Genomic DNA, 13,678 nt, shown 5'->3' with positions numbered 1-13,678 from the left:
CGATAACTAATAAAAAAATGGCTAACCTATAAGGCTGACAGCCTTCCCAAGAGGCAATTGGCCTAAACGGTCCTATAAAGTAATATTGGCAATATTCTTAGTTACTAAAAAGAAATGCATCCCGAGTATTTCCCTATTCGCTTTTATGCAAAAAGTAGCGAACAAAAAATTTCCCATTTACAATTTCTTTATCCAAATTTAACTTCAATACTTATTGTCCTCATTTAACAAAAACACAATTAATTAACTTTTTAAACCAAATACCAAGTAATAATTTCACAAAGATTAACGCATTGTTAACATTTATTCTTAAATTAGCTTGTAACGGCTTGTGTGGTAATAATAAAATTATGGCACTAGCTTTTCAATTTTGAACTAACTCATTAAAACAATTTCATGATGAAAAAACCCATTAAAAAATTTAATGATTCTAGGGTATTTCACCTTATTGTCATGTTTTTATTATTTCTTGGGACCCAATCATTTTATTCCCAAGTGACCATAACCGGGTCTATTTCTGATGTAGATGGCCCTTTACCTGGAGCCAGTGTTGTTGTTAAGGGCACCACCGTAGGTAGTGTTTCCGACTTTGATGGAAATTACGTTATAGAAGTGCCTTCGGGTGCCACAACTCTTGTATTTTCTTATGTTGGCTATTCCAAAAAAGAAATTGATATTAACAATAGAACAACCATTGATGTAACCTTGGAAGAGGATGCCCAGGCCTTAAGTGAAGTTGTTGTTGTTGGATATGGCACCCAAAGAAAAGCCGATCTTACTGGTGCTGTAGGGTCAATTGGAGCTGCTGAAATAGTATCCAAACCTATTACCAGTCCAGACCAAGTTTTGGCGGGAACCATTTCCGGAGTTAATATTTCCAATAGAAGTGGAGATCCCGGAGCCCCTATAAATGTGAGGATACGAGGTATTGGTACTCCGGGTGTAAACGACCCTCTTTGGGTAATTGACGGAGTTCCATTAGTGCAGACAACCAACATTACGGTTAATACTAATTCCACAACTGATTCCAATCCGCTTTCAGGTCTCAATCCAAATGATATAGAATCTATAGATGTACTAAAAGATGCAGCTTCTGCAGCTATATATGGGGCGAGGGCTGCCAATGGGGTGATTATTGTTACTACCAAAAGAGGCAAGTCTGGGGAGGCTAAGGTTAACTATGATGGTTATATAGGGGCTAGTTCTGTAAGGGACCAAATAGATGTCCTTAATGTTGAACAATATATTGACATTCAAGGTCAGTTGGGCAGGGATGTATCACAATTTAGCGGGCAACCCTTTGTAGACTGGCAGGATGCAGTATTTAGAACAGGCCATATGCAAAATCACAACTTAACAGTAAGCGGTGGTACTGAGAATGCCAATTATTTTATTTCGGGAGGATATTTATCCCAAGATGGCAATGAGGCAGGGCAAGACTTTGAAAGATATTCGCTTAAAGCAAATTCTGACATAAAAGCAGGAGAACATCTACGTTTTGGGCAGTCTCTTTTAATAAGCTCAACAGATAGGACTACTCAGGCTGAAGGGGGCGTTTTAGCTGGTTACAACTCTTCACTTAATGCCCCATATTATAAAATCTACGGAGACGGACCTTATGGATACAACCTTGAAAACCCAGAGACCAGAGGAGATGGAACAGGTAATAATTATATTTTCAGGAATGACCCAAGGGTCAATTTAACCACGGTTCAAACTAGAAAAGTTTTAGGTAATTTCTATGGGGAACTTACAATATTTGAGGGTTTGAAATTCCGCACATCTGTTGGAGTCGATTACAATGTAGGTAAAGGTGAATTTTTCCAAGCGGAAACCACTTTTGACGGTACTTCCACAAGACAATCATTATTGGTTCAATCCCGACCCGTAGAGTTAACCATTACACCAGCCGCAACATTGGCTTATGACACAACCTTTGGTGACGGCGACCATAACATAAGTGCACTGGTAGGATTCGAGCAGACCAAATTTAAGTTCGACAAAGTAAGGATTCAAGGTAGAAACTTGGTGAACAATAATTTTGCCTCCAGTGGAAATTCCGTGGCCTCGGCAAACGAAGCGGATCTATGGACACTACAGGGATGGCTAGGAAGGCTGACCTATAATTATCAAGGAAAATATCTAGCCACTTTCAATGTTAGAAGGGATGCTACTTCTAGATTTGCTGAAGCAAATAGAGATGATGTATTTCCATCAGCATCACTTGGGTGGCGAATCTCTAAAGAAGACTTTTTTCCTAAAGGAGATTTTGTAGACGACCTGAAAATACGCGCGGGCTATGGTGAGTCCGGAAATCAATTTACAGGTTTAAATTTTGCATATTTAAGTGCCCTGAACACCAACATATATTACGTTATAGGAGACGGACAAGTTGTAACCAATGCACCTGCACCTGTGAACTTCGCAAATGCCGATTTAAAGTGGGAAACCAGTAAACAGTTAGATATTGGTGTCGATGCAAGTTTCTTAAAAGGCAAGCTTACTAGCACATTTGATTATTATAACAAGACTACTGACGACGTATTATTGGGTTTACCGGTTCCTTACGTTTCAGGCTACTTTTTGCCTGCTGATGCGAATATTGGGCAAATCAAGAATTCAGGTATAGAGTTCGCAATTAACTATAATAATTCTATCGGAGAATTTAATTATAGCATAGGAGGAAATATAACCACTGTTAAAAATGAAGTAACAGATTTGGGACAAATACCTCAAATTATTTCTGGTATCGGAGGAGCCCAAACACATAGAACTATTGTAGGAGAAAGTCTTGGCCATTTTTACGGCTACAAGACAGATGGCATTTATCAAAATCAGGCTGAAGTTGATGCTGCCTTGCCTGATGCCTTCTCTTCAGGACTAGAACCGGGGGATATTCGGTTTGTGGACGTTACGGGCGATGGCAAAGTGGATGCGGATGATAGGACCATATTAGGAGATCCATTTCCAGGTTTTTTCTACGGTTTCAATATACAAGGCGAATACAAAGGCTTTGATCTTTCTATGAACCTAAGGGGAGTTGGCGACAAACAAGTTTACAATTCAGCTAGAATTGACTTGGAAGGCATGACAGGTTCTAATAATTTTAGCACTTCAATATTGGATCGTTGGTCTGGTGAAGGCACGAGTAATACCATTCCCAGATTAACAAGGGATGACCCAAATGGCAATACTCGATATTCAGATCGTTGGATAGAAGACTCCGGATATTTAAGAATTCAGAATATACAAATCGGCTACACCTTGCCTCAAGATCAATTAATAAACTGGACCGGAAATTTTGTTTCCAGAATGCGCTTTTATCTTGGGGTGCAAAATCTAGCAACATTTACAAAATATTCTGGATATGACCCAGAAGTTACAAGGGCCCAAAGCTTCCAGAAAGGTGATTTTACCCTGGCCAGTGGCCAAGATGGTGGACCTTCTCCATTACCTAGGATTATTCAAATAGGATGGTCAGTTACATTTAATTAATTTAAGATAAAAACTCTATTTAATAAGATGATTATGAAAAAGATCAATATACTTTTTTTAACGATATGTATTCTGGGCGTTTTCTCTTGTAAAAATGAATTGGATTTGCAACCTCTCGACAGGATAACTACCGATACATTCTATAAGACTAGAAGTGATTTTGACGGAGCCATTTTTGCTTCCTATTCCTCTATCCAGGACTTCTGGGGAACAAGTACCGAAACCCTGTCGGAAAGAGGTGAATTTTGGAAAATAAGCATGGTAATAACAGATGACGTAGCTGCCGATAATATTCAGGCCGATGGCATTTCCCAAGACATTGACAATTTACAGATAAGATCAAGTGATGTTCCCTATGCTGCTATATATACCCAGATTTATGAAGGCATATTAAGGGCAAATCTTGTATTGGACAATTTGGAAGGCGACAACGATTTAACGGCAGAGGACAAAACAGTATTGGACGCAGAAGCAAAATTTTTAAGAGCTTGGTTTCATTTTCAGGCCTTAAAACTTTTCGGCACCCCTCCACTTGTTACCGAGGTACTAAAGGATATCAACAATTTAGCACAACCCAATGCCACTCAAGATGCTTTATTTACAGCCATCTTAAGTGACCTCACGACGGCCGCAGCTGGTCTGCCCGAAGAATGGGATAGTGGCAACACTGGCAGGGCCACTTCATGGGCCGCCAAATCATACATAGGAAAGGTAAATGTCTGGAAGAAAGATTGGCCATCGGCCATTTCCGCCTTTGAGGAAGTGGTTACAACCGGACCCTATATGCTAATGCCAGAATTTGCAAGTAATTTTAATTACGACGAAGAAAATAATATGGAATCCATTTTTGAGATACAATTTGGAGGTCCTTTCTCCGATGATAATATTTGGGTTTTTGACGATACCCATTCCGAAAATTTCAAAGCTTCCCAGGGCATTGCTCGAGGCAATTATTGGGAACCTGGCAATGGCGCCCCCGGCGGAAAAAATGGACAATGGATTCCTACACAGGATCTGGTCGATGCCTTTGAACCTGGAGATGTGCGTGCAGAGTTTACATACTATAAGGATGGAGACACCTATTATGTTTGGGCCAATGGCGCCACTCAATCATTACCCTATGACCCCGCTTGGTCATCCAACGGAATGTCCTTAAAGAAATATGGTGGTGAGCACAATGCAGTTGGCGGCAACCACTCCCCCAATGAACAGGCGGACTTTAACAATGAGCGATGGTTCCGATTTGCCGAACTTAAATTATTGTACGCCGAAGCTTTAATTGAAGGTGGAGGTGACCTCGGCATTGCCAAAGATCAAATTGATGATGTGCGCGTTCGTGCAAATCTACTTCCTTTACCTCTCGGTGCGGACCTAAAAGAAGCAATGATACAAGAAAAAAGGGTGGAACTAGCCTTGGAACCTCATCGCTGGTTCGATATTACCAGATGGGGGATTGGTGCTGATGTTTTTGGTAGTGCATGGGACGACAAATATAACGTGTTCCCCTTTCCTTTATCGGAAATTGATCGTTCAGATGGTGTATTAACACAAAATTCGGGGTACTAATAAATTTACGATCTAGGACATTAGTGAAAATACAAATATATTGAAGCATTTTAATAATTAAAAAAAATCCAATCTATCATTATTAGATTGGATTTTTTTAATTTTATGGTTAAGCCGTTTTTTTCATGCACCGATCAAATCCATTAATAACCTCATTTTGTTTCATGATTTTATGCATTCCCTTTATTGGGTGTGAAAAATCCAAAAATACCTTGTTTTATGAAATGGCACCAGACTATACCGGCATTGATTTTAAAAATGTAATAATCCAAAATGACAGCCTGAACATTTTGCAGTTTGAGTATATGTACAATGGTGCCGGTGTCGCTATTGCCGACTTTGACCTTGACGGTCTCCAGGACATTTATTTTACAGGGAATATGACCAGCAACCGTCTCTATCGAAATCTGGGCCATTTTAAATTCGAGGATGTTACCCTATCCGCTAATGTAGGTTCAACAGGTTGGTCCAATGGAGTTGCTATTGTAGACATTAACCAGGATGGGTATGCCGATATTTATGTTGCAAAAGGAGGCCCAAGATCCGCAACAATCAAAGAAACATCAAACCTTCTGTTCATTAACAATGGTCTTAAGGAAGGTAGATTGTCTTTCACAGAAGAAGCTGAAAAATGGGGACTGGCCGACACCAATTATTCCGTACAGGCTGCATTCTTGGATTATGACAGTGACGGTGATCTAGATATGTATCTCTTAAACAATGCCCTTGTACATTACAATAGGAATACTGCCCGTGCTAAAGACAGATCCGGAACCGCCCCCTCAATGGACAAATTATATCGCAACAACGGAGACAACACGTTTACCGAGGTATCTGAAAGTTCGGGAATAGTATTTGAAGGCTTTGGTCTTGGATTACAGATATGTGACTTAAATACCGATGGTTGGCCGGATATTTACGTATCCAACGATTTTCTTACCGAAGACCTACTGTACATCAATCAAAAAGACGGTACCTTTAAAAACCAGATAGGAGATTATATGCAGCACCTGACCTTTAACGGCATGGGCAACGATATCGCAGATATCAATAATGACGGACTCATGGACGTGATGGTACTGGACATGCTTCCCCCGGACAGTAAAAGGTGGAAATTAACCATGGTAGGAAATAATTTTGATCAATTCCATAATTCCCTTTCCCACGGCTATCTGCCCCAATACATCCGGAACACCTTGCAACTCAACAATGGCAATGGCACATTTAGTGAAATAGGCCAAATCTCTGGTATTTCGGCCACCGAATGGAGTTGGAGCCCACTTTTGGCAGATTTTGATCAAGATGGCAATAAAGATATTTTCATTTCCAACGGTTATAGACAAGACATTACTAACTTGGATTTTATGGTTTATGGCAATCAAGAACTCACCATGGGCACCGCAGAGGCTAACCGTAAAAAAAGAATAGAAAAACTTAACGCCTTACCTGGCATAAAAATGCACAACTTTATGTACAGGAACAATGGCAACCTAGAATTTAAGGACATTAGCGAGGAAGCCGGTTTCTCCAAACCAACTTATTCCAATGGCGCCGCCTATGCCGATCTGGATAATGACGGCGACCTGGATTTGGTAATCAATAACATTGATGATCCTGCCGGTTTATACAAAAACCAAATGGAAAATACCAATTCTAATAATTATATCAAATTCCAATTTGAAGGCCAAGTCCCTAACCGCCAAGGATTAGGTAGTGAAGTTGAAGTTTATTACCAAGGACATCTCCAAAAACAATATTTCACCCCATATCGTGGCTACCTCTCCACAATGGAACAGGCTTTGCATTTTGGACTGGGAAAAGCAGCTAAAATAGATAGTATAAAAGTTACTTGGCCAGATGGAAAAATTCAGAAAATTCAAAACTTAAAGGCAAATCAGGTAGTAACTTTGAAATATACCGATGCCCATATCTCCGATTCTGAATATCAAAGATCAGAAAGCCATCAACTTCTTGGTAAAGTGAATGATTTAGGTCTGAATTTTATTCACAAGGAGGATGATTTTGTAGACTTTAAGGTACAACCGTTATTGCCCCATATGCATTCTAGAAATGGCCCAGGCCTAGCCGTATCCGATGTTAACGGAGATGGTCTGGAAGATATATTTATTGGTGGGGCATTGGGGCAGTCTGCCTCCATAATGCTACAGAAACCTGATGGCCAATTTGTTCCCTCTCTTTTGGATAATGCAAACTATGAAGACATGGGGGCCTTGTTCTTTGACGCTGACAATGATGGGGACCAAGATTTATATGTCGTCAGTGGCGGATCTTCAAAACCTGCTGGAGATGCCAACTATCGTGATCAGTTGTATCAAAATGATGGAAAAGGGAATTTTACGTCTGTCCCTGGCTTGCCAGAAAGCTACGTGAGTGGCTCGGTAGTCACGGCCGCCGATTACGACAAGGATGGCGATTTTGATCTGTTCGTGGGCGGCAGGGTAAAGCCGGGAGAATATCCACTTCCAACGCCCAGCCTGCTATTAAAGAATACCAGCACCCCAAATAACATAAAGTTTGTAAAAGATAGACAGGCCGTTAACAATATATTTGAAGGTCTGGGCATGGTCACTTCAGCCGTATGGACCGATTTTAACAATGACACATGGCAAGACCTCATTGTTATTGGGGAATTCATGCCCATTCGTATTTTTAAGAATAATCAAGGCATACTGTCGGAGATTACAGAGTATACCGGCCTAGAAAATACTCACGGATGGTGGAACAGTATCAACCTAGGTGATTTTGACAATGACGGAGATACCGATTATATTCTTGGCAACCTTGGTTTAAACAGCCGTTACAATGCAAGTGCCAAAGAACCGCTGTGTATTTACGCCAAGGATTACGATAAAAATGGGCAGATAGACCCCGTAATGTGCTATTACATCAATGGCAAGAACTATGTAGCGCATTCCCGAAAAGACCTAATAGACCAAATCAATGCGATGCGCGGGCGTTTTCGCACCTATTCGGACTATGCCAATGCTACTTTTGACGAGTCCTTTACAAAAGAAGAAATTAAAAATGCGCTCGTGGTCAAGAGTGAAACTTTTGCCAATGCCTATCTCGAAAATTTGGGCAGTGGCCAATTTAAACTTACCCAACTGCCCAGGTCGTCGCAAATAGCTCCTATATATGGTACTTTGGTCTACGACTACAACGGTGACAATAATTTAGACGTGCTGGCTGTAGGTAATTTTTACAGTGGTGAAGTATTTTCTGGTCGATATGATGCCTCTATTGGTTGGTTATTGATAGGGGATGGCAAGGGTAACTTTAGGTCGGAAAACGCTTCCGAAACTGGATTTTCTGTCTTGGGAGATGCCAAGGGTATGGCCAGACTGGCTACCGATAATTCGGAAATGTCGGTAATAGGAATTAATGATGGACAGATACAGACTTTTGCCCAAACCACAAAGAGTATATTGTATCGCTTAAAAGCAAACGAAGTATCAGCAGAGGTCAAATTTAAAGGCGGTCGGAGACAAAAGCTAGAATTCCCGTATGGTTCAGGTTATCTATCACAATCCAGCCGGACACTCCGCATACCTAAAGAAGCTGTATCCGTTAAAATTACGGATTTGACTGGAAATCAGAAAGAAATCCTATCCATGCCATGAGACTAAATATTGAATTTTTGACGTTATTGATCGGCATGTTTTTGGCTATGGGCTGCGAACAAAAAAAATCAGCTATTTTTAAATTAATTGACCCATCGAAAACAGGTATCGATTTTGAAAATACAATTGTCGAGACCGATAGCATCAATGTTTTTGAATATATGAATATCTACACTGGAGCTGGAGTGGCCGTGGGAGACATAGACAATGACGGACTTCTAGATGTCTATTTTAGCGGCAATATGGTTTCTGGAAGGTTATATCGTAATAAAGGCAATTTCCAGTTCGAGGACATCACCGAAATCTCTGGCCTACTTAACGACAGATGGGGCACAGGAGCCACTATGATCGACGTCAATCAAGATGGCCATTTAGATATCTACATTTGTGTTTCGGGCAATGCCAAAGCACCCAAAAACACCAATATGCTGTATATAAACAATGGCGATAATACTTTCACGGAAAGAGCTGAAGAATATGGATTGGACGATGCAAGACAAAGCATGCAGGCCGCTTTTTTTGATTATGACAAGGATAATGATCTGGACATGTACCTATTGGTAAACCAAGCAGCATACAAATATAATGTAAATGTTAGCCAACCACGAAAACTGGACGGCACATCGGTTAGTAATGATCGACTGTACCGGAACGATGGCAATGGCAAATTCACCGATGTAACCTTGGATGCCGGAATTCTAATCGAGGGTTACGGGCTGGGAGTCGCCGTATCGGATATCAATGGGGACGAATGGCCCGATATTTATATTTCGAACGATTTTATAGGGAACGATATCCTTTACATCAACCAAAAGGACGGCACCTTTAAAGACGAAATTAAAGAACAAATTAAACACACCTCCTATGCAGGAATGGGGAACGATGTCGCAGATATTGACAATAATGGCAAACCGGATATTTTGGTGCTCGATATGCGCCCTGAAGATAACAAGCGACAAAAGTTAATTATTTCCTCAACCGGATATGATCGTTTTCAAATGATGTTGGACGCTGGTTATAATCCCCAATATAGTAGAAATACCTTGCAGATCAATCAAGGCGGAGGCAAGTTTAGCGAGGTGGGATTTTTGGCAGGAATTAGCAGTACAGATTGGAGCTGGAGTCCGCTAATCGCCGATTTCGATAACGATGGATTTAAAGACCTCTATGTTACCAACGGTTTCTTACGGGATTTAGGCAATTTAGATTACATTCATTACCAAAGCCTTACGGAAAGTCCTGTAGGAAATATGGAAACAAAGATCAAACAAAAATTATCCTCCATACAGGAACTTCCCAAAGCAGCGCTAATTAATTACGCTTATCAAAATAAGGGGGATATAACTTTCCAAAATGTTTCGGAAGCTTGGGGTTTCAAAGAGCCCAGTTGTTCCAATGGTTCGGCCTATGCCGATCTGGACAATGATGGGGACTTGGACCTTTTGGTCAATAATATTAACCAACCAGCATTTGTATATCAAAATTTAAGTGAGAAGCGGAAAAACAATCATTATTTCCGGATAAAACTTAATGGAAAACCTAATAATTCAGAAGGAATTGGCACCCAAATACAAATTACCGCAGCGGGCAATACCCAGTATTATCAACATTATCTAAGTAGGGGTTATGAATCCAGTATTGACCCCATCATCCATTTTGGGTTGGGGAAAACGCAAAAAATAGATCTACTCCAGGTCAAATGGCCCGATGGAGGCTATGAGGAATTAAGGGATATTTCGGCCAATCAGCTTATAGAATTAGACCAATTAAAGTCCGAAATCAAAGATTCCCCCGGAAAAGATAATGGTAAAATTAAAATGTTTCTTGAATTGACCGATAGTTTAGGGACATCATTCGCACACCGTGAAGATAATATGGTAGATTTTAAGCTCCAGCCCATTCTTCCCCATATGCACTCCCGAAACGGGCCCGGGATTGCTATTTCTGATGTCAATATAGATGGCAGGGAGGATTTTTTTATTGGTGGGGCCAGTGGCCAACCCGGTGAGCTCTTTTTGCAAATGCCCGATGGAAGCTTTGAGTCGCAAAAATGGGTGTCCGACCCACAATATGAAGACATGGGCAGCTTATTCTTCGATGCCAACAATGACGGTTATCCGGATTTATATGTGGTTAGTGGAGGGGTATTTACAGACCCTGATAGCGAAAATTTTCAAGATCGATTATATCTAAATAACGGACTGGGGACTTTTGCAAAGTCTAATGCACTTCCAAAAATTACCTCTAGCGGCTCCTGCGTTACCGGCAATGATTTTGACAAAGACGGTGATTTAGATCTCTTTGTAGGCGGTAGGGTAACCCCAGGTGCCTACCCTATGCCTGCCAAAAGTCATTTACTGGAAAATATCACAGGTAAAAAATCAGCTGAACCTAGATTTGTTGATATTGGTAGAGATATTGAAGGTTGGAACTCTCTTACCATGGTAACTGCCGCCCTCTGGACAGATTACGACAATGACGGATGGACCGACCTTATTGCCGTGGGTGAGTTTATACCGATAACTTTTTTCCACAATGAACAGGGAAGGCTTGTACATCAAAACCAAATTCCAGGATTATCAAAAACCGAAGGCTGGTGGAATAGTATTCACGGTGGGGATTTTGACCAAGACGGGGATATAGATTACATATTGGGCAACTTGGGCCTCAATACAAAATACAAGGCTTCACAGGAAGAGCCCCTTTGTATTTATGCCAGTGACTTTGACAAAAACGGCCAGATTGATCCCGTAATGTGCTATTTTATAGAAGGCGAAAACCATTTGGCTCACAGCAGAGATGAGATTATAGGCCAAATTAACGCTATGCGAAGCAGATTTACAACCTATGAATCATATGCTCAAACTCCGTTTAACAAAGCCTTCTTGCCTGAAGAATTGGACTCCGCTTATATTGTTAAGAGCTACAACTTTGAAAATAGCTATTTAGAAAATAAAGGCAACGGAAGATTTGAACTAAAGTCGCTACCTATTGATCTTCAAACTGCCCCTATTAAAGGAATTACGATTTCGGATATGGATTTTGATGGAAAACAAGATATATTGCTTACAGGAAATTCATACGCTACGGAGGCAGCTACAGGCAGGTACGATGCTTTTCTAGGTGCCTTCCTAAAAGGCAATGGGGATGGAACTTTCAGAAATATCCCGTGGGAAGAAAGCGGATTTTTAAGTGACTTGGACGGAAGTGGCCTTGCCCTCCTACAAAACATAAAAGGCACTTATAATGTATTGGCCGCTAACAATGATGCTCCATTAAAATTGTTTGCATCACAAAACATTGACCATAAAACATGGATAAAAGCGGAGAAAGACGTGCAATTTGCAGAAATTGAACTAATCAACGACACCAAATATAAAATTGAATTTTACTTCGGTTCTGGATACTTATCACAAAGTAGCCGCAGTATCCCGGTATCAAAAAATATCAAAAACATTAATTTTACTGATGTGTACGGGATAACAAAAACGGTATTTGAGGCGAATTAAAAAGTTACAAAACCATAACAAAGGAATTTTTAAAAGCCCTATTTCACATATAAAAACTCAGGAACAACAAAAGTCCAGTTTACAACTTTAAAGAATTTATCCATGAAATATATCCCAATTTTATTATTAATAATTACCGTGTCTTTATCATGCTCATCTAAACATGACGAAGAAAAATTGGATGCCTATTTTGAAGGGAGCCTGCCCAAATATAACCGAAAATTGACCGATGTAATCGTATCAGATATATTTACCCCTCCAGTAGCAAGCCGCATATATGCATATAGCAATATCGCGGCCTATGAGGGTATCCGTTTTGTTGATTCAACAAAAATTTCACTGACCGAGCAATTGAACGGAGGCGAAAAACTAACCCTCCCGGATACCAACAAATCCTATTACTATCCTTTAGTCTCCACGGTGGCTTTTTTTAAGGTAGGGGAAAAACTAGTCTTTAACCTTGAAAAGGTTGGTCAAATTGAAAAAAAAATTCTACAGGATATTCGTACTATTGGCATCGATAAAGAAGTCTATGACAATTCCATTGCATACGGAGAAAAGCTAGCTCAGGAAATACTCCATTGGGCCTCAAAAGATGGTTATCTAAAACGTACTGCCCTTCCCCGTTATAGTGTTTCTGAAGACCCGGGGCTATGGCGCCCTACCCCACCCGACTATATGGACGCAATAGAACCACATTGGAGTACACTGAGACCTTTTGTGTTGGATTCCGCGAAGCAATTTGATCCGGGTTCGCCTACAACCTTCGACACGGATGAGAACTCTAAATTTTACGAAGAAGCCAAAGAAGTTTATAAAACCGTTCAGAGTTTAGATTCCACTCAATTTCAAATCGCCAAATTTTGGGACTGTAACCCTAATATATCACACACCAATGGCCATGTAATGTATTTTCAACAGCAAATTTCCCCTGGCGGACATTGGGTGCATATAGCCGCCCAAATATTAGAAGAAAAAAAAGCTTCGCAATTAAAAGCCGCAACCACCTTAGCGAAGTTGAGTATTGCTATAGCTGATGCATTTATTAGCTGTTGGGACCAAAAGTATACGAGTAACCTTATTAGGCCGCAAACCTACATCAACAAGTATATAGATCAGAATTGGAATCCTATTTTACAGACACCGGCTTTTCCAGAACACACTTCCGGACACAGTGTGGCCTCAGCTTCCGCCGCTTCGGTATTGACCCATATTTTTGGTGACAATTACAGCTTCGTTGATGCCACCGAAGTGCCATATGGACTTCCCCCAAGAAGTTTTAAATCCTTCAATGCAGCGGCCCAAGAAGCGGCTATAAGTAGATTATATGGCGGTATTCATTATAGACCTGCAATAGATCTAGGGGTTATGCAAGGTAAAGCTGTGGGCACGTACGTAATAAACAACTTAAGATTTGAGTAATTGATTAATCATCAATGCTAACATCTTTACTATTGAATATATAAT

The 13,678-nt window shown here is 40.5% G+C and carries 5 protein-coding genes; all 5 read left to right on the top strand.

Annotated features, from left to right (window positions below; translation table 11 throughout):
- The first annotated feature begins 396 nt into the window (after positions 1-396).
- The 5 genes from MWU78_RS02715 (at position 397) to MWU78_RS02695 (ending at position 13,633) form a co-directional block, all read left to right on the top strand.
- Positions 397-3,495: a TonB-dependent receptor gene (locus MWU78_RS02715; protein ID WP_246994755.1), complete on the top strand. Its 3,099-nt coding sequence runs from the start codon at positions 397-399 to the stop codon at positions 3,493-3,495.
- A gap of 33 nt (positions 3,496-3,528) precedes the next feature.
- Positions 3,529-5,061, top strand: a complete 1,533-nt coding sequence (locus MWU78_RS02710) for a RagB/SusD family nutrient uptake outer membrane protein (RefSeq protein WP_246994753.1) — start codon at positions 3,529-3,531, stop codon at positions 5,059-5,061.
- A gap of 164 nt (positions 5,062-5,225) precedes the next feature.
- Positions 5,226-8,702 (top strand): VCBS repeat-containing protein, encoded by a 3,477-nt coding sequence (locus MWU78_RS02705; protein ID WP_246994751.1) that lies wholly within the window; start codon positions 5,226-5,228, stop codon positions 8,700-8,702.
- The gene (locus MWU78_RS02700; protein WP_246994749.1) at positions 8,699-12,211 is read left to right on the top strand and encodes a VCBS repeat-containing protein; all 3,513 of its coding nucleotides are present in this window, start codon (positions 8,699-8,701) and stop codon (positions 12,209-12,211) included. The genes MWU78_RS02705 and MWU78_RS02700 overlap by 4 nt, the downstream gene beginning before the upstream one ends.
- A 102-nt stretch (positions 12,212-12,313) precedes the next feature.
- Entirely contained in the window at positions 12,314-13,633 is a 1,320-nt protein-coding gene (locus MWU78_RS02695) for a vanadium-dependent haloperoxidase (protein ID WP_246994747.1), read from the top strand.
- Positions 13,634-13,678: the final 45 nt, after the last annotated feature.

It is taken from the genome of Arenibacter sp. F26102, from assembly GCF_023015865.1.
In the GTDB taxonomy this organism is placed as follows: Bacteria; Bacteroidota; Bacteroidia; order Flavobacteriales; family Flavobacteriaceae; genus Arenibacter.
Note: the sequence above shows the minus strand (reverse complement) of the source record. Positions and strands in the feature narration are given on the sequence as shown.

Coding starts and splice junctions, on each gene's coding strand:
- MWU78_RS02715 (WP_246994755.1), top strand. CDS start 397: ATGATGAAAAAACCCATTAAAAAATTTAATGATTCTAGGGTATTTCAC.
- MWU78_RS02710 (WP_246994753.1), top strand. CDS start 3,529: ATGAAAAAGATCAATATACTTTTTTTAACGATATGTATTCTGGGCGTT.
- MWU78_RS02705 (WP_246994751.1), top strand. CDS start 5,226: ATGATTTTATGCATTCCCTTTATTGGGTGTGAAAAATCCAAAAATACC.
- MWU78_RS02700 (WP_246994749.1), top strand. CDS start 8,699: ATGAGACTAAATATTGAATTTTTGACGTTATTGATCGGCATGTTTTTG.
- MWU78_RS02695 (WP_246994747.1), top strand. CDS start 12,314: ATGAAATATATCCCAATTTTATTATTAATAATTACCGTGTCTTTATCA.